At 62.9% G+C, this 16,988-nt stretch carries 16 protein-coding genes, 1 other RNA gene and 2 pseudogenes; 14 read left to right on the forward strand and 5 right to left on the reverse strand.

Features of this window, described 5'->3' with window-relative positions; genetic code table 11:
- Nucleotides 1–41 precede the first annotated feature (41 nt).
- The 8 genes from ftsE to ssrA all read left to right on the forward strand — a co-directional run bounded on the left by ftsE (nt 42) and on the right by ssrA (nt 7,045).
- Nucleotides 42–731: a cell division ATP-binding protein FtsE gene (gene ftsE / locus A5634_RS02485; RefSeq protein WP_065142590.1), complete on the forward strand. Its 690-nt coding sequence runs from the start codon at nt 42–44 to the stop codon at nt 729–731.
- Nucleotides 732–1,625, forward strand: a complete 894-nt coding sequence (gene ftsX, locus A5634_RS02490) for a permease-like cell division protein FtsX (protein ID WP_065142505.1) — start codon at nt 732–734, stop codon at nt 1,623–1,625.
- Nucleotides 1,626–1,627: 2 nt separating this feature from the next.
- Nucleotides 1,628–2,113, forward strand: coding sequence for an SsrA-binding protein SmpB (gene smpB / locus A5634_RS02495; protein WP_065142506.1), 486 nt, complete (start codon nt 1,628–1,630; stop codon nt 2,111–2,113).
- Nucleotides 2,113–3,330 carry an AAA family ATPase gene (locus tag A5634_RS02500; protein WP_065142507.1) on the forward strand — a complete coding sequence of 406 codons (1,218 nt, stop codon included), beginning with the start codon at nt 2,113–2,115 and terminating at the stop codon, nt 3,328–3,330. The genes smpB and A5634_RS02500 overlap by 1 nt, the downstream gene beginning before the upstream one ends.
- Nucleotides 3,330–4,364 carry a tetratricopeptide repeat protein gene (locus tag A5634_RS02505; RefSeq protein WP_065142508.1) on the forward strand — a complete coding sequence of 345 codons (1,035 nt, stop codon included), beginning with the start codon at nt 3,330–3,332 and terminating at the stop codon, nt 4,362–4,364. The genes A5634_RS02500 and A5634_RS02505 overlap by 1 nt, the downstream gene beginning before the upstream one ends.
- A gap of 215 nt (nt 4,365–4,579) precedes the next feature.
- Nucleotides 4,580–5,428, forward strand: coding sequence for a maleylpyruvate isomerase family mycothiol-dependent enzyme (locus A5634_RS02510; RefSeq protein ID WP_065142509.1), 849 nt, complete (start codon nt 4,580–4,582; stop codon nt 5,426–5,428).
- Nucleotides 5,429–5,574: 146 nt separating this feature from the next.
- The gene (locus A5634_RS02515) at nt 5,575–6,537 is read left to right on the forward strand and encodes a hypothetical protein (RefSeq protein ID WP_065142510.1); all 963 of its coding nucleotides are present in this window, start codon (nt 5,575–5,577) and stop codon (nt 6,535–6,537) included.
- Between the two features lie 140 nt (nt 6,538–6,677).
- Nucleotides 6,678–7,045, forward strand: a transfer-messenger RNA (tmRNA) gene (gene ssrA, locus A5634_RS02520).
- 13 nt (nt 7,046–7,058) lie between these two features.
- Here ssrA and A5634_RS29115 read toward each other — a convergent pair.
- A complete protein-coding gene (locus A5634_RS29115) occupies nt 7,059–7,601 on the reverse strand; it encodes a site-specific integrase (RefSeq protein WP_081290140.1) in 543 nt (180 codons plus the stop codon).
- 382 nt (nt 7,602–7,983) lie between these two features.
- On the opposite strand from A5634_RS29115, the gene A5634_RS29120 reads away from it, so the two are divergent.
- Nucleotides 7,984–8,193, forward strand: coding sequence for a hypothetical protein (locus tag A5634_RS29120; protein WP_155769314.1), 210 nt, complete (start codon nt 7,984–7,986; stop codon nt 8,191–8,193).
- A gap of 40 nt (nt 8,194–8,233) precedes the next feature.
- Here the strand turns inward: A5634_RS29120 and A5634_RS29125 are convergent, their stop codons facing one another.
- Nucleotides 8,234–8,689, reverse strand: a complete 456-nt coding sequence (locus tag A5634_RS29125) for a helix-turn-helix domain-containing protein (protein WP_253861457.1) — start codon at nt 8,687–8,689, stop codon at nt 8,234–8,236.
- 125 nt (nt 8,690–8,814) lie between these two features.
- On the opposite strand from A5634_RS29125, the pseudogene A5634_RS28545 reads away from it, so the two are divergent.
- From A5634_RS28545 to A5634_RS02545, 4 genes and pseudogenes are all read left to right on the forward strand, one after another.
- Nucleotides 8,815–8,925 (forward strand): annotated as a pseudogene (locus A5634_RS28545) (helix-turn-helix domain-containing protein); the annotation flags it as partial.
- A gap of 484 nt (nt 8,926–9,409) precedes the next feature.
- A complete protein-coding gene (locus A5634_RS02535) occupies nt 9,410–10,552 on the forward strand; it encodes an NAD(P)/FAD-dependent oxidoreductase (RefSeq protein WP_155769315.1) in 1,143 nt (380 codons plus the stop codon).
- The gene (locus tag A5634_RS02540) at nt 10,549–11,604 is read left to right on the forward strand and encodes a hypothetical protein (protein ID WP_065142513.1); all 1,056 of its coding nucleotides are present in this window, start codon (nt 10,549–10,551) and stop codon (nt 11,602–11,604) included. Before A5634_RS02535 ends, A5634_RS02540 begins: the two co-directional genes overlap by 4 nt.
- On the forward strand, nt 11,601–12,260 hold the full coding sequence (locus A5634_RS02545; RefSeq protein ID WP_065142514.1) for a TetR/AcrR family transcriptional regulator: 660 nt from the start codon (nt 11,601–11,603) through the stop codon (nt 12,258–12,260). Before A5634_RS02540 ends, A5634_RS02545 begins: the two co-directional genes overlap by 4 nt.
- Nucleotides 12,261–12,346: 86 nt before the next feature.
- Here the strand turns inward: A5634_RS02545 and A5634_RS02550 are convergent, their stop codons facing one another.
- Together A5634_RS02550 and A5634_RS02555 are read right to left on the reverse strand one after the other, a co-directional pair.
- Nucleotides 12,347–13,018 carry a TetR/AcrR family transcriptional regulator gene (locus A5634_RS02550; protein ID WP_065142515.1) on the reverse strand — a complete coding sequence of 224 codons (672 nt, stop codon included), beginning with the start codon at nt 13,016–13,018 and terminating at the stop codon, nt 12,347–12,349.
- A gap of 68 nt (nt 13,019–13,086) precedes the next feature.
- Nucleotides 13,087–14,007 carry a metal-dependent hydrolase gene (locus A5634_RS02555; protein ID WP_065142591.1) on the reverse strand — a complete coding sequence of 307 codons (921 nt, stop codon included), beginning with the start codon at nt 14,005–14,007 and terminating at the stop codon, nt 13,087–13,089.
- Nucleotides 14,008–14,081: 74 nt separating this feature from the next.
- Between A5634_RS02555 and A5634_RS02560 the strand changes: the two are divergent.
- Nucleotides 14,082–16,077, forward strand: a pseudogene (locus A5634_RS02560) (flavin-containing monooxygenase).
- 8 nt (nt 16,078–16,085) lie between these two features.
- On the opposite strand, the gene A5634_RS02565 reads toward A5634_RS02560, so the two are convergent.
- Nucleotides 16,086–16,973 (reverse strand): alpha/beta fold hydrolase, encoded by an 888-nt coding sequence (locus A5634_RS02565; RefSeq protein ID WP_065142592.1) that lies wholly within the window; start codon nt 16,971–16,973, stop codon nt 16,086–16,088.
- Between the last annotated feature and the right edge of the window lie 15 nt (nt 16,974–16,988).

Consider the following 16,988-nt stretch of genomic DNA (forward strand, 5'->3'; position numbering starts at 1 on the left):
TCGCCTCCCGGCGAACCACCCGGCTACACTGGCGTGCCGTGATGATCACCCTGGAACATGTCACCAAGCAGTACAAATCGTCGGCACGTCCGGCCTTGGATGACATCAACGTCAAGATCGACAAGGGTGAGTTCGTCTTCCTCATTGGACCCTCGGGGTCGGGCAAGTCGACTTTCATGCGGTTGCTGCTAGCTGCGGAGACACCGTCATCAGGTGACATCCGGGTGTCGAAGTTCCACGTCAACAAGTTGCGCGGACGCAATGTGCCCAAGCTGCGGCAGGTGATGGGCTGCGTCTTCCAGGACTTCCGGTTGCTGCAGCAAAAGACGGTCTACGACAACGTCGCTTTTGCGCTGGAGGTCATCGGCAGGCGCGCCGACGCCATCAACCGGGTGGTGCCCGAAGTGCTCGACACGGTGGGCCTGTCAGGCAAGGCCAATCGGTTGCCGCACGAACTGTCGGGCGGGGAACAGCAGCGGGTGGCGATCGCGCGCGCGTACGTCAATCGGCCGCTGGTATTGCTGGCCGACGAGCCCACCGGCAACCTCGACCCCGATACCAGTAAGGACATCATGGATCTTTTGGAGAAGATCAACCGCACGGGGACGACCGTGCTGATGGCCACCCACGACCACCACATTGTGGACGCGATGCGGCAGCGGGTGGTGGAGTTGTCGCTGGGCCGGCTGGTCCGCGACGAAGAGGGTGGCGTCTACGGGATGGATCGCTAAGTGCGCTTCGGATTCCTTCTCAACGAAGTCCTGACGGGCCTTCGTCGCAACGTCACGATGACGGTTGCGATGATCCTGACCACCGCGATCTCCATCGGACTGTTCGGGGGCGGACTGCTGGTAGTCCGGTTGGCCGACAACTCGCGGGCCATTTATCTCGACCGCGTCGAAACCCAGGTGTATCTGACCGAGGATTTGTCGGCCAACGACCCCACCTGCAGTGGTGATGTGTGCCGGGCACTGCGCAACAAGATCGAGACCCGGCAGGACGTCAAGTCGATCCGTTTCGTCAACCAGCAGGACGCCTACGCGGACGCGATCAAGAAGTTTCCCGAGTTCAAGGACGTTGCGGGCAAGGACTCTTTTCCCGCGTCCTTCATCGTCAAGCTGACCAGTCCCGACCAGCACACCGAATTCGCCGCGGCGATGGAAGGCCAGCCCGGGGTGCGCGGCACGCTGAACGAGAAGCAGCTGATCGACCGGCTGTTCGCAGTGCTCGACGGCTTGAGTAATGCGGCGTTCGCCGTGGCGCTGGTTCAGGCCATCGGGGCGATCTTGCTGATCGCCAATATGGTCCAGGTCGCGGCGTACACGCGGCGCACCGAGATCGGCATCATGCGCTTGGTCGGTGCCAGCCGCTGGTACACCCAGCTGCCGTTCCTCGTGGAGGCGATGTTGGCCGCGACGGTGGGTGTCGTCATCGCCGTCCTGGGCCTGATCGGGGTGCGTGCGCTGTTCCTGGAAGGCGCGCTGAGCCAGTTCTACCAAGCGCATCTAATCGCCCGAGTCGACTACGCCGACATCATCTACATCTCGCCGATCCTGTTGCTGCTCGGCGTGGCGATGTCCGGCTTGACGGCATACGCGACGCTGCGCCTGTACATACGGCGGTAGGCGTGGCGAACAAGCCGCGCCGGGACGGCAAGCAGATCATCGCCAGCAATCGCAAGGCTCGGCACAACTACTCGATCCTCGAGGTGTTCGAGGCCGGGGTGGCGCTGCAGGGCACCGAGGTCAAGAGTTTGCGGGAGGGACACGCGTCTTTGGTCGATGCGTTCGCCACCGTCGACGACGGCGAGATCTGGTTGCGCAACGTGCACATCCCGGAGTACCGGCACGGAAGCTGGACCAACCACGAGCCGCGACGCAATCGCAAACTTCTGCTGCACCGACGCCAGATCGACAGCCTGATCGGCAAAATCCGCGAGGGCAACTACGCGCTGGTGCCGCTCTCGATGTACTTCTTTGAGGGCAAGGTCAAAGTCGAACTGGCGCTGGGACGCGGTAAGCAGGCCCACGACAAGCGTCAGGACATGGCCCGTCGCGACGCCCAGCGCGAAGTCGTGCGGGAACTGGGGCGCCGGGCCAAGGGCATGAACTGATGGGTACCGGGGACGAGGACCCCGTCATCAGGGAACTATCGGCGGCGGTGGAACGCAGTCCCGACGTCGTCGAACTGCGGGTGCATCTGGCGAGCCTGCTGGTGGACAAGGGGCGCTACGCCGAAGCACTCGGACACTGCAGTGCGGCACTGACCCGCGACGCGGCCAACGCCGCCGCGCTGAGCTTGCTTGGGCGGTGCAGCGCCGCGCTTGCCGGCGGGCCGGCTCCCGCTGCGCACGCTGACTTCGACTGGTCCAGTGCTGAAAAACAGGTCGCCGACATTATTGAGCCTGCGTTCGTCGAAGATGCCGCCGACGTTGTCGCCGAGGGCGACTTCGACGTTGTAGGGCGCAGCAACGTGCGGCTCGCCGATGTGGCCGGTATGGCCGATGTCAAACGGCAGCTTGAACTTTCGTTGCTGGGCCCGATTCGTAATCCCGATCTGATGAAGGCGTACAAGATCTCAGCTCGCGGCGGCCTGCTGCTGTACGGTCCGCCGGGTTGCGGCAAAACCCATATCGCCAAAGCGATTTCGGGTGAGCTTGGAGCCAATTTCTACCAGGTCGGCATTGCCGACGTGCTGCACCGCTGGCTGGGGGAGAGCGAACGCAGCATTCGCTCGGTGTTCGACAACGCCCGTCGCAACGCGCCGTGTGTGTTGTTCTTCGACGAGGTCGACGCGCTGGGGCACCGGCGTTCCGCACTCAGCGGCAGTTCCGGCATGCGCACGGTGGTCAACGCCCTGCTGGAGGAGCTCGACTCGGCCGGTTCGGTCAACGAGGGGGTTTATGTGCTCGGTGCGACTAATGCTCCGTGGGATGTCGACCCCGCAATGCGGCGCCCGGGACGCTTCGACCGGACGATCTTCGTGGGGTTGCCTGACGCCGATGCCCGAGCCGGAATCGTCCGCTATCACCTGAGGGATCGGCCGGTGGCAGGTGTCGATCTGAAGACTGTCGCCGGGCGCACCGAGGGCTTCTCCGGGGCCGACCTCGCGCATGTCTGCGACAGCGCAACGCAATTGGCGATGGCCGACTCGATGCGCAGCGGACAGGTGCGGCCCGTGTCGATGAACGACGTCACCGCTGCGGTCGCCCAGATCCGTCCCAGCACCGGGCCGTGGTTCGAAACCGCGCGCAACGTCGTCGAATTCGCAAACAGCGACGGTACCTACGACGAGCTGGCAAAATACTTGCGGCGCCGGAAAATTCGGTAATGGCAGGGTCCGGCCCCGAACCGGTGGCCGAAGCCATCGTCGTTGCTGAGGCGTACATCAACTCGAAGAACTACGAGCGGGCGCGGGACGTGCTACGGGGTGTGCTGGCCGAACACCCAAGCGATCCAACGTTATTGGCACACAACGCACGTGCCGAGTACCTAATCGGCAACCACAACGAAGCCGCGTTGAGCGCGTACGCCGCGCTGTCCGCCGCACCCCTGGACGAACTGGCCATGCGGATTTATGCGCTCTCACTGGACGGGCAGGGCCGCGGTCAAGAGGCGCTATGGATGGCGTGGCGCACAGTGACCACGCACCCCAATGAGGTTCTTTCACACCGGCTCTACGCCAGAGTGCTGCAGAAGGCGCACCGGCCGCGCGATGCGCTCATCGAGGTAGACGAGGCGATGCGCCTGGGTCCCGCGGACGTCGACACGCTGGTGCTGCGGGGATCCATCCTGCACGACCTGGGTCGCCTCCCCGAATCGTCTGCGGCCTACGAGCAGGCGTTGGCGCTGGACCCGCGCAGCGCGGAGGCGCTGAACAATCTGGCGGTGAATCGGCTGCGCGGCGGCAAGTTCGGCCACGCGCTACGCGGTTTTCTCGGCGCGGCCGGTAGTGACCCGACATTGGGAAACCTGTTCCGCCGCAACATCGGTGCCGTGGTGACCAGGATGTTGCGGATCGTGACACCGGTTGCCGTCGGGCTCAGCGTGTTTGTCGCGTTCGTCGGCTCGGCGCACAGCGACGGTCATTCGACCGTGGTGCCGCGCGTGCTGACCGGGATTGTCACTGCGGTGCTTGTTGGCATCCTGGTGTGGTTGTTTCGTTCTATTCCTCGTCGAGTATTGGTTTCAGTGTTGCGCGACCGCTTATATGTCGGCGCTCGACTCGTCCACGCGCTACTGGCGGTGGTGCTCGGGGTTGTGGTCGTCGCCTTCGGCGGGTCGGCCTGGACGATCGTTGCCGGGGTTCTGCTGGCCGTCGTCGGTTTGTTCCTGGTGCGCTACGGGCTGGCGTTCGGTCTCTAGGCTCCTGCGACCCGCTACGCGGCTCTTGCGATCCCCACTAGCCCCATGGTGGTGACCCGCTGCGACCCGCTACGCGGCTCTTGCGATCCCCACGGGGCCGATGGTGGTGACCCGCTGCGACCCGCTACGCGGCTCTTGCGATCACCACGGGGCCGATGGTGGTGACCCGCTGCGACCCGCTACGCGGCTCTTGCGATCCCCACTAGGATCCGACCATGGCAGCTGACCGGCCCGTAACTCTGCTCGACAAGTCCGAGGTGCTGACGGGTCTCTTCTCCGTCTGGGACGACCTCGATGGGCTTTTAGACGGCCTGTCCGAAAAGGACTGGGAAACGGCCAGCGCGTTGCGCGGCTGGGACGTCAAGGCGGTCGTGTCGCACATCATCGGCACTGAGTCATTCCTCCAAGGCGTCTCCGCACCCGAACCGGACATCGACGTCAAGGCGCTCGAGCACGTGCGCAACGACATTGGCGTGATGAACGAATGTTGGGTCCGCCATCTCAGTGCCGAGTCGGGATCTCAAGTTCTGCAGCGGTTTCGCGAGGTGACCGCTACGCGCCGCAAAGTGCTGGAAGGCATGTCCGAGGACGAATGGAATGCGGTGTCGTTCACCCCGGCAGGTCCGGACAGCTACGGACGGTTCATGCGCATCCGAGTGTTCGACTGCTGGATGCACGAACAGGACATCCGAATCGGCTTGCGCCGCCCGTCATCGGACGAGGATCTGCAGGGTTCGGCGCTGCGTTTGTCCCTCGATGAGGTCGCGACGTCAATGGGGTTCGTCGTGGGCAAGCTCGCCAAAGCACCCGAGGGATCGCGGGTGCTATTCGAGCTGACCGGCCCGCATAGCCGCGAGATCCGCGTCAGCGTCGACGGCCGAGCACAGGTGGTCGATGACTTCGGCGGACCGGGACCGACGGCGACGATCAGGGTCGACGCGCTGCAGTTCACCAGGCTCGCAGGTGGGCGACCGTTATGCCCCGCGCGCAGCCAGGATGTCGAATTCGACGGCGACAAGGAACTCGCCGGTCAAGTTGTCCAGCGCATGAATTTCGTGATTTGACAGCCTGATTCGTCGCGCGCACCGCCGATTGCGACCTACGTCACAAATCCGGGCGGACGATGTTGATCTACCGGGCGAGATGGGTAGCCGACCTAGTACGGGCGCATATTGCGTCGATCCCCGACCCACTAGGAGGCCGAATAATAATGACTGCACCGGATACGACCAGATTGCTCGCGCAGCTTCGCACTCTGCTCGATCTGACGAACACCGAAGTTCAAATCGCCGAAACCCGTCTGGTTCAGGCACGCACCGACGCTGTGCGGCGTGAACTCAGCCGCAATGCCGAAAATGGCCGCGAGCGGGCCGAAGCCATCCAGTCGGCGATACGGAAGCTTGGCGGGTACCCCGACGTGCTCGGTCCATTGCTGGGCCGTGCCGCTGCGGCAGTCAAGGCGCTGACCGAGCAGGCCGAACCATTCGAAGAGGCGCTACTGGGCGACCTGGCCCTCGAGGACCAGCTGCTGGACCGTGCGCGCTACACCAAGGCACTGGCCGTCGCGGCCAAACAAAAGGACGTCGAGAACCTGGCCGACCGACTGATCACCGCGCACTCCGCGACGGTGGACTGGCTGACCACTGTGCTCGCCGAAGACGCGCTCGGCGGTCCGGCAGCGCTGCGCCGCACACCGTTGCAGGTGGCCACAGGCACGGCGGTGAAGCTGGTCAACCTTCCGGTTGCCTGGTCGACCCGTGGCCTCGACAGGGCCGTTGAAGCATTGCGCTCCAGCGGGCCGGCGTTCAACGAGCTGGTCCAGCGCGGCGGCAACGCCACCGAAATCGCAACGAAGGCCCTCGCCGCTTCGCGCGACGCGGCCTTAGGTGCGGCGGAACGGGTGACCCGCAGCGAAGGCGCCGGTCGGGTAGCGAATGCGTTGCACACAGGACGCAGCGCCGCTGGCGTGTTGGACGCCTCCGAGCTGCCCATCCCCGGCTACGACGAGCTGAACGTCACCGAAGCCGTCGCCGCGGTGAAGGAACTGACCGCCCCGAGTGACATTCGGGCGATCATCGCCTACGAGGAAGCGCACAAGGATCGCAAGAGCATCGTCTCGGCCGCGCAAACGCGCGTTGCTGCGATCGCGCAGGAAGTCGTTGGCATCAGCTAGCGCAGCACATTTCGAGCACCCCCAGTCGTTCCCCGGCTGGGGGTGCTCGTCTTTGTGGCGCGCGGGAAGAAAATTGAGTTGCCCGTTGTTTATAGCGGCGTACCATGGGATGTCCTGCCGAGCAATCGGCGGGGATGCGAGGGGCTGAACGGTTTCGACTTCGCGCATCGAATCAAGGGAAGCGTGCCGGTGCAGGCAAGAGACCACCGTAAGCGTCGTTGCAACCATATAAGCGCCGATTCACATCAGCGCGACTACGCTCTCGCTGCCTAAGCGACAGCTAGTCTGTCGGACCGGGAACGCCCTCGCCCCGGACCCCGGCATCAGCTAGAGGGATCCACCGATGAGTTCGGTCGCGGGACTCATCGGGACACGAACAGCGACTGGGATCGTCATCCTGGCTAGTTCGCGTGACCAGGAGATCCAAGTAGAGACATAGCGAACTGCGCACGGAGAAGCCTTGAGGGAATGCCGTAGGACCCGGGTTCGATTCCCGGCAGCTCCACAAGAGAACATGCAGTTCAGTGGGTACTTTCATCCCCAGATTCGACCCGCATGGGCACACTTTGGGCACACTTTGCGGACGGGTCGACTAGTTGGTCCATCTTGTCGGCCACGTCATCAAGATCATCGGGGAACAGATGCCCGTACTGATCGAGCGTCATGGTCGCCGTTTTATGGCCTAGCTGAGATTGCACCGTCTTGACGTTCGCACCGCTGGCGATCATGAGCGAGGCGGCCGTGTGCCTAAGCTCGTGCACGGTCACCCGAGGAAACTTCGCATCGACCGCCTGGCACCGCCTGACCGCCGCGCCGAACCAATGCGTCGTCGTCGGAGGCCGCAACGGCTGCCCATCTGCGCGGCACCACAACAGCTCATCGGGGGACTTGCCGAACACGGCCGGGGCCAGAAGCTTGAGCACCGACGCGGACACCGCTACCGAGCGTGCTGCGCGCGTCTTGGTGGTGCCGATGACCGTCTTGGAATTCACCTTGGACGCTGACCGCTCGATGCGGATTCGGCCACGCCCGATGTCGATGTCGCGTACGCGCAGCGCGGCCATCTCGCCCCACCGCAGCCCGGTCGTCCTCGCCCCACCGCAGCCCGGTCGTCGCGAGCAGCAGCACGATGTCAGGGTGCTTGGATTCGTCGGCGAGGGCCGACACCTGCGCTGCGGTCAGGTAGCTGCGGGGCTTGGTAATCGTCTTCCGGGGTAGCTTCACGCCGCGAGCGGGGTTCGTGGCGAGACGGCGGTCAACTACCGCGTCATCCAGAATGCCGGCCAGCACCGTATGCGCGTGAGCCACCGACGAAGCCGAGAGTGTCAATTGTGATACCCATGTTTGGATTTGGGTTCGTCGGATGTCACCGATACGGCGCTTTCCCCACGCTGGTTCGACGTGGACCCGCCACACTGATTCCAGCCGCGCCGACCAACTCGGTTTGTGATGGGCCTGGCGGGTGAGCCATTCTGCGCCAAGGTCACCTACGGTAATCTGGCCGAGCGCGGGCGCAATGTATTTGCCGGTCATTTTCTCGACTTCGACGGTGGCGGCGAAAACTTCTGCGTCCCGCTTAGTGGTGAAGCCGCGCTTTTTGGTCTGCGTGTGTTGTGGTGTTCGATATCGAACCATATAGCGCGTCACCGGCTTTAAGGCCTTGCCGTCTTTGCCTTTGCGGGGCAGCAGGTAGCTCTCAATCGTTGCCACGGTCGTCTTTCTCTGACTCGGGCAGTTGTTGTTCGCTGCGGCGTACCGAATATTTCCGGCTGTGGGACAGGCCGCTCTCGACCAGCTGGTAGTCAGTCCCCAGTGCCCAGTCCGGCACCGACCGCGCGACGAACGCGAACACTTCGGAGGCGGTGTCGGCGACCAAAGGCGTTTCGGCGGTTAACCATCGCCACAAGCGACGGGCAGTCACCTCCCCAACCGTCGCGTCCGTCGTCTCGTCAGCGTTGTCGGTCAGCGGCATTAGTAGCGTTGCCGGCGAGACTCCAAGCGCGGCAGCAAGAGCTATCAGGTCGTCCACGTCGACCCGCCTCGCGCCGCGCTCAATCTCTGAGATCGTGTTGTGCCCCATTGGTCTGACCACCTGTTCCATGCGGTCGGAGAGGTCGCGCAGAGTCAGTCCAAGCTTCGCCTCGACATGCACGCCCGCGTATTCACCCCCGGGGCCGGCCCGGCCGACACGAACCGTCTTGCCAAGGCTTCCCCGCACGTATCGTGGACGGTGGCGGTTGACCTTGCAAGGTCGATGACACCGCCGCCACCAAGGCGCGCAGCCTTCGGGCCAAGGGCATCGCGGCCACCGACATCGCCAAGATGCTGGGTGTATCTCGCGCCACGATATACCGCCATCTCGCCGACGCTCTGTCATTCAGTGAGTAGCGGAACCCACTTTCGCGTCACACGAGCTGCCGAACCCCTCAGCCCATCGCTATCGAGAATTCGTGACCAAATCGTTGACGCGCCCGGCACTGACAAGATAAAACAGACAAGTCTGTTGGTTTGGCGGAGGAGCTGAGTTCTCGTGGCGACGACGGGCCATGCAGTGGTGATCGGGGCGAGCATCGGAGGGTTGTGTGCTGCGCGCGCTCTGCAGACTCGGTTTGCCAAGGTCACGATCCTCGAGGCCGATATGTTGCCATCCGAACCCCAGGGGCGGCGGGGCACACCGCAGGCCTGGCATAACCACTTTCTGCTCGCCGCTGGGCGCGAAGCGATCGAGAGTCTGTTCCCCGGATTCACCGAACAGTTGATGGCCAACGGGGGCTGCGAGATCGATCCCGGTATGCAGGCCGCCAATTGCCTGATCAACGGCTGGGCTCCGCGGTCTAGGACAAAGATGCGTGTTTATTTCGCGTCGCGTCCGATGATCGAGATGACGATCCGAGAGTTCGTAGCGGCTGACGCGGACTTGACGATCCTGGAGGGTGTTCGGGCGACTGACCTGGTGTCGAATGCGGAGCTGGACGGCCACGTTGTCACGGGCGTCAGGTACCTAGACGTAAACGGGCGGATTCAAGATCTCGCGGCGGATTTTGTGGTGGACGCCGGCGGCCGAGGAAGTAAAGCCGCCACCTGGATGAAAGAGCTCGGCCAGGACGTTGAGGTGATGACCCTCGATGCGAAGGTGAGTTACTCCTCGCGTTGGTACCGGTGGCCAACCGAGAATGTGCCGTGGTACCGATTCCTTACGACGTTTCCGGATCCGAATCCCAAAGCTCCTGAGCCGCACCAGTATCTGTGTTCGATATTCCCAATCGAGAACGACTCGTTCATCGCGGTCATGGGGTCGTGGGGACTTGACATGCCGAAGGATGTCGAGTCGTATGAGGCCGCGGCACGCAGGACTCGGACCCGCGAGTTCGCGCGGATTCTTGATGCTTCGCAGCCGCTCTCGGACGTCCATCACACTCGGTCTACGCGCAACGTGTGGCGGCGCTTCGATCGGTTGGAGCGTCCGCCCCGAGCATTTATAGCTATTGGTGATGCCGTGTGCGCCTTCAATCCGATTTATGCGCAGGGCATGTCTTGTGCTTCGACAGCGGCTTTGATGGCGCGCAGGCTATCCGAAAGCATGGATCCGCGGTCGGCAGAATTTCCGAGAAGCTTTTACGCTGAACAGGCGGCCTTCCTCAAGGGCGCCTGGACATTGGCTCTGTCTCGCGACAGCGGCTACGAGCACGCCTCGGGAACGGAGGCTTTGCCTGACGGTTTCAGGAAGCGGTTGATGCGCAAGACCACCTGGCCGGTCTTCCATTTCGTATCTCAAGCGTGCTGGGAAGATGAGGTCGTCCACACCCACTTCGACCGTGTCTACAACCTGCAGGAGACCGTGTTCGAGCTTTCGAAGAATCCACGGGTGATCGCCGGGCTGGCGCGCTATGGGGTGAAATCGGCACTGAGGTTGAGCAAGATCCCACCGCCGATCCCGCCGCATATGGATCCGTCAGAGACCGACTACTCCGACTTGCGCGACAAGGTCCTGGGTAAAACCATGGTACGGCAATGAGATTCAACAACCCCCTCGAAATCGGATGGCAACTCCATGCGCTCGACGCCATCATGATCCTGATCAACGTTGTCGCTGTGTTGTACTCAATCCGGCAGTACCGGTGCGGGCGACCCACCTATCTGGTTTTGTGGTTATCGGCGCTGTTCTACGGGATCATTCTCGAATTCACCACCGGCATGCTGATTTCCAGAAGCTACATCCAAGGTGAGTTCACCGCGATGCTCACGACGGGCAGCATCCCCGGCTACAAGACCGACATGCCGTTTTACATTCTTCTGTTGTATCCAGCGATCAATTTCCTCGGCTTCAAACTCATCGAATCGTTCGGCATCAGATCGATCCTTGCGCGAGCGATGTCAGCCGGCGTTTTCGCGATTCTGATTGATGCGCCCTACGTGGTCAACGGCCCGTTGTCAAATGTGCGATGGTGGCAATGGCTGGACTGGACGCTCGGCGGCCGCCACATGTTCCAGTACTGGTATGGATGGCCGATGGCCGACGCAATGTGGGAGCTGACATGGCCTCCGCTGCTGATGTGGCTGGTTTGGCAGTGGGAACGTCGGCGGGCGGAATCCACCGCGGAAATCGCCACGGTAAAAAGGTCACCGCTCAAGACCCTGATTGGCTTCCCGCTGTTGATCGGTCTTCTGGTCAATACCGGAGGTATCCTCCTGAGCTTCCCGATCGGCATCGCAATTGGGTTCGACCTCCCGCATTACCCGTTCGTGCTCGCGGTCGCATTGCTGCTCTTGGTCGTCCTGCTTTATAGCGACAAGCAGCCAGTCGGGCTCGATCGTGTCGGCTGGATCCTGTTGGCAATTCACGTCGTTGGGTACGCAATTGTCACGGTCGCGAACTTCGCTCATCAGCCGGTTCCCGCAGGCCAAATTGTCATCGTGACAATCGCATTGGTCGTCACTGCGATTCTCGCGAGCTATCCCGGGTATCGATGGCGACGTCAGGGTTCAATCATTGTTGGTCTAGGGTCCGCAGAAATGGGCCAGACAGCGCCTAAGCGTGATCCGGACACCGCACGGGTGGCATCATGACGCAGGTGGCGCAGCAACGCAGAGGGGGCCGCACCACCAAGCTCGGCCGTCCGCCCGGGAGCTCGGGGGAGGAGACAGTTGCGCGCCTCGTCGAGGCGGCACTGATCAACTTCGGCGATAAGGGATACGCGGGCGCCCGAATGACCGAGATCGCCGCGGCCGCGGGCATATCGCACTCGTCGATCTATCAGTACTTCACGTCTAAGCAAGAGCTCTATGGTGCCGTCTTCGACGCTGCACAATCGGAACTATTGCCCGAGTATCTTGCCGCAATGGCAGAAGCGAAGACCTTCAAGGCTCAAATCGGGGCGATCTTCCGGGCGTCCGCACGGGTCCACGAGCGTCGTCCAGCGATCACCCCATTTCTCGCGTCGATGCCGGTCGAGCTGCGCCGGCACCCCGCTCTGCTGCCGTCCCTGCAGGCTGAAGGCAGTCCGATGGTGGGCGCGCTTCAAGAGATGTTCGGTGATGCGCGCCGTCGGGGCGAAATCGCGTCGACCATCAAGGACGACGACATGATGATCGCGTTCATCGGGTCGGCCATGGGCGTAGGTCTGTTGAGCCACGGCATGTCGAACGGACGCATGAGCGCAGCGGTGGATATCTTGCTCGACGCTTTCGGCGGACGCTTCTTCAATAACTCCGTCGAGGATTGAACAGCCGTCGCCGCAAGGATGCCGACCTTTCCCGGTCGCGGCGGGATGGCGAGGTCCTCACACTGAAGGTGGTCAGCAGTAGGCGGTCATGATGCGGAGCGGCGCCGAGAACGTTGGGGCAGTCCGACTTTGGTGACCGAGTCCATCGCCCCGGCGAACCGCGGGTAGACGACGGCGGGACCGACCCAGCGGGCCAGGAATGTGCGCAGTTCTGCGCCGTTGCGCGGGTCCTGGTGGCTGTCAACGAGGTACGAGTACAGAATCCGAAGAAGGAACTCGGACAGCTCGCCGAGGGCGTCCTCGTCGAAACCGTTTGCTTCCCAGTCGACCTCGTACCGGTGGAGCATTGATCGACTGAAGGTCAAAGCGGTATCGGATGCGAGCGAGGGCGCGACCTCTCCACGCGACCGCTTGCTCAGCATGTAGACGATGCGATCGTCCCTCGTCAGCTTCTCGATGGCGAAGGCCAAACCCTCAATCACCGCGGTGACCGCGTCGGTCTCGCTGCCGACGTGGTTGGCCAGCTGTTCGAGAAAGCCGTCGCCAGAACGCATGACGGTGGCGAGCAGGAGTGCTTCGGTACCGGGAAAGTAGCGGTACACCGTTTGGCGCGTAACACCCAGCGATCGCGCGACATCGGCAATGCGCATCGCCGAACCACGCTCGGCGATGATCTCGTCGGCCGCGTTGAGGATTCGGGTGATCGCTTCCTCGTCGCAGGTCGGTGTGTTTCCCGACCAGCCGTGGCGGCGTGCCATTATTCGTTCACCCGCGCGACCCGCATGCCGCCATCATATCGGCGGCGTCCTCGCCCACAGTTGCGCTGCTACCTGGCCGCGCCGATCGAATACCAGCGGGCAGCGCATTTCGGCTCGTGCTCGTACCTGTCGAACCAGCGTCCGGCGAATGCCGGAAGGTCCTCGTAGGTCGGGTCGTGGCTCGGTCCCTGTGATCGCACCAGTCCGGTCAGCATGGCAAGCATTTCTCGTTTCGGTACGCCGGCGTATGTGGCCTGTCCCCGTTCGGTCAGCCGTCGGGACGCGAGTATCGCGGAGATCAGGGACCGCGGCGCCAAGCCGCTGGGAAGGAGTTGGCCGAGATTGCCGCCGTCAGCCGCCGGGACGTGCTTCTGGAACCCGCGAGAAACGATCGAAAGGACTTCGCCGATGTGCTTGACCACCGCCCCGATCGCCCTCAATCGGTAGGGGAAGTCGCCATGCACTGCGTCGTAGACCATCAACGCGGAACTGCGATGCTCGATCTCCTCGACGAAGTGCCAGAGAAACAGCGACGCGACGCGCTCATCGCCCGGTTCGAACAGCTTGTCCTCGTGATCGAGAAACACCTTGAAGTACGGCGTGAAGGTGTTCTCGATGACGGCGGTATAGGCAAGTCGCCACGCCAAAGGCTTTGTAACCGTGAGCCGATCGTAGGAGGCGATGACCTCATCCATCGTCTCCTGCAGCCCCGGCCAACGCCGCACGAGCGCACGGAAATGGCTCATGTGTGCCGCGGAGTGCTGCGCCTCCTGGCGCAAGTAGTCGTTGGCTTCCTTCGCTTGGCACGGATCGCGCATGAGCGGAATCGCCTCACGGGTGGCGTCGACGATGAGCTTCTCGAAACCAGGTGCGAAGAACGTGATCAAGTTGCACTGCATCGCGAACGCCGGCCGCGTCGGATGCCAGTTGAACGGCACATCATCGCCGGCGAGATCGAACCGGACGCGTCGCACTTGCAGATTCGTCAACTTCGACGGACTCCTCTGGTCGAGTGAATCGGTTTCTCTGACCATACGCCTGTCTGATTATGTATGGTAACCGAATGGGATACTCAGCGGTAGACGAAGCAACATTCCGCGGTGCGATCGACGCATTGCTCGGGCTACCGTTCGATGACCCCGACGAGGTCATCCGTTGCGCCGTCGCCGAGGCGAGCGTGCCGGCCCTGTTGATGTCGATGGTGCACATGACCGGTGACATCGGCCTGCTCGACGAGCTGCCCGGGCCATACGCGCTCATCGCGATGGACCTTCAAGGCGCGATGAGCGAGCCCGACAAGCAGAAGGTGCGTGACCGCGCTTTCGAAGTGATCCGCAATTATCGGGATCGCGGGTGCCCACCGCCGTTCGTCCCGGACGCCGAGCAGATGCGGGTGATGTTCGCCGTGATGTCCGCAGGGACGGTGACCGAGGAGTTCGTCGACTACGTCGCCGCGGACTTGCGGTTCAGTGATGCCGATCAATGTGGACCGGTGTTGGCGTCGACACCGGAGCAGCGCAGCGACTTTCCGGTCGTCGTCATCGGGTGCGGCGAGGCGGGGCTGCTGGCCGGGATCAAGCTCAAGGCGGCAGGCGTGCCGTTCACGATCGTCGAGAAGCAGCCTGCCGTTGGCGGTACCTGGCTGGCCAACCGCTATCCGGGATGTCGCGTCGACATCGCCAATCAGTACTACGCCTACTCGTTCGAACCCACGGATCACTGGACGCACTACTACTCCGAGCAGCCTGAGATCCTCCACTATCTCCAGGGCGTCGCCACCAAGCACGACATCGTTTCCCACGTGCGCTTTAACACCGCGGTGACCGGTGCGGCTTGGGACGAGGACTCGGCGACCTGGCGGGTGACGATCCAGGGGACCGACGGCCGAGCCGAGGTCCTGACCGCGCGCGTTGATCTGTGCAGTCGGACAATTCAGTAACTCGGTAATTCCAGATATCAAGGGCGCCAGGAGCTTCGGCGGGCTGTCGTTCCATACCGCGGACTGGCGCGATGACGTCGACCTGAACGGCAAGCGAGTCGCGGTGATCGGCGCAGGCGCCAGCGGATTCCAGCTGGTGCCCGCCATCGCGGATTCAACCCAGCAGGTCGACGTCTATCAGCGAACTCCGCAATGGATGGCGCCCAACCCCATGTACCACGACGTCATTCCCGACGGGGCCAGGTGGGCGATCCGCCATCTGCCCTACTACGGACGGTGGTTGCGGTTCGTGTCGTGGTGGCCGATCGCCGATGCGCTTGACGAGCAGGTGAGGATCGACCCCGAATGGGACAACGGCGGTCTCTCGTGCAACGAGTCGAACCACGCTATTCGGGAGATGTTCATCGCGTGGATGCGTGTCTTCTGCAACGACGAGGAACTCTTGGCCAAGGTCACACCGAATTACCCGCCGATGGGCAAACGGACGTTGCAGGACAACGGGACCTGGCTCACGACGCTGCAGCGTGACGACGTTGAACTGATCACCGAAGGCATTGCGGAAGTCACTCCCGATGGCGTCACGACGGTCGACGGCGTGCACCGCCGCGCCGACGTGCTGGTGTGGGCCACCGGCTTCGACGTCAACCATCAACTCGGTCCGATCAACGTCCGCGGGCTCGACGGGATAGAACTGAACACTGCCTGGGGCGATTCCGCGTATGCGTATCTCGGCATCACCGTGCCGGGATTTCCGAACTTCTTCTGCATGTACGGTCCGGGCACCAATGGGGTGAACGGTGCGAGCATCATCTACAACTCAGAGTGCCAGATGCGCTACATCATGGGGTGTATCGACATGGTGATGGCGGGCGGTTTCGGCTCGGCGATGCCGCGAGTGCAGGTGTGCGACGACTACAACCGGCGTGCCCAGGAGCGGCTGAGCCAGATGGTGTACAGCCACCCGGCCATCACCAGCAGCTACTACAAGAACGCTGCGGGCGAGTTGCCCACGTTGTACGGGTTTCGCATCTTCGACTATTGGCGATGGACCAACCGTCCGAACCCGGACGATTATGAACTGCGGCCCAGGGTGGCGCCGCTCGGACAGGAGCTGGGATGACGGGACGATTAGCGGGCAAGGTCGCGCTGACCTTTTGACGTCAGCCGACCTTCCAGGTACTCGAGGATGGCTTTGCCGACGGCCTCCGGCTGATCGACCTGCAGAAAGTGCCCGGCGCCCGGAATCGTCTTGACTCGACTACCCGGTGGCAGCGCGTCGATGACCCCGTCAAAATAGCCGACCTGAATCGCGCCGTCCTGCTCACCCTCCAGCACAAGCAATGGACCGCGGGGGAGCTTGAATCTGAACCGATGTAGCCCCGCGTATTGCGGTGCGGCTCTGGTGAATCGGACCAGGGAACGGTAATACGAGACCGCAGCCTTGCGGTATGTGAGGGAGGGCAGCGCGGCCAACGTCGTCGCCACGCCGTCTCTGACATCAGCCCCCGGTGGTGACCAGTCCTTCCAGAGCCTAGGGATCACCCGAGGCAGCACCCGTTCCGGCACGAATGGCAGCTGGAAGAACAGCACGTACCAACTCCGCCGCAACTGGATCGCTGTCATCCGCAGATTCTGCGCAAGCCCGCGCCTGGAGTTGTCGAACGCGGCCATCGGAGGGATGGACATCGCGATGTGGGCGCCGAATGGCGAACCGGGGTACGCGGCGAGCCCGTTGGCAGTGAACGCGCCCCAGTCGTGCCCGATCAACACGGCGTCGTCGGGTTTCCCCAGGTGCGCATGCAGGTCGATGAGATCGCTCATCAGCGCACCCAGGTGGTAGTCGCCATCCGGTGCCGGTTCTGTCGGCGAATACCCCCGAGTAAACGGAGCGACAACGCGAAAGCCGCTGGCAACCAACATGGGTGCGAGAGCCCGCCAGCTGTGGGCGCTGTCGGGAAAGCCATGGACGCACAATGCGAGCCTGCCGTCCTCCGGTCCCCAGGTCAGTGCGGTCATCCGCAGACGGGGAAG

Origin of the sequence: Mycobacterium asiaticum (assembly GCF_001673365.1) — a bacterium.
Taxonomy (GTDB): domain Bacteria; phylum Actinomycetota; class Actinomycetes; order Mycobacteriales; family Mycobacteriaceae; genus Mycobacterium; species Mycobacterium asiaticum_A.

Coding starts and splice junctions, on each gene's coding strand:
- ftsE (WP_065142590.1), top strand. CDS start 42: ATGATCACCCTGGAACATGTCACCAAGCAGTACAAATCGTCGGCACGT.
- A5634_RS02500 (WP_065142507.1), top strand. CDS start 2,113: ATGGGTACCGGGGACGAGGACCCCGTCATCAGGGAACTATCGGCGGCG.
- A5634_RS02505 (WP_065142508.1), top strand. CDS start 3,330: ATGGCAGGGTCCGGCCCCGAACCGGTGGCCGAAGCCATCGTCGTTGCT.
- A5634_RS02510 (WP_065142509.1), top strand. CDS start 4,580: ATGGCAGCTGACCGGCCCGTAACTCTGCTCGACAAGTCCGAGGTGCTG.
- A5634_RS02515 (WP_065142510.1), top strand. CDS start 5,575: ATGACTGCACCGGATACGACCAGATTGCTCGCGCAGCTTCGCACTCTG.
- A5634_RS29115 (WP_081290140.1), bottom strand. CDS start 7,601: ATGGCCGCGCTGCGCGTACGCGACATCGACATCGGGCGTGGCCGAATC.
- A5634_RS02535 (WP_155769315.1), top strand. CDS start 9,410: ATGATCGAGATGACGATCCGAGAGTTCGTAGCGGCTGACGCGGACTTG.
- A5634_RS02540 (WP_065142513.1), top strand. CDS start 10,549: ATGAGATTCAACAACCCCCTCGAAATCGGATGGCAACTCCATGCGCTC.
- A5634_RS02545 (WP_065142514.1), top strand. CDS start 11,601: ATGACGCAGGTGGCGCAGCAACGCAGAGGGGGCCGCACCACCAAGCTC.
- A5634_RS02550 (WP_065142515.1), bottom strand. CDS start 13,018: ATGGCACGCCGCCACGGCTGGTCGGGAAACACACCGACCTGCGACGAG.
- A5634_RS02565 (WP_065142592.1), bottom strand. CDS start 16,973: ATGACCGCACTGACCTGGGGACCGGAGGACGGCAGGCTCGCATTGTGC.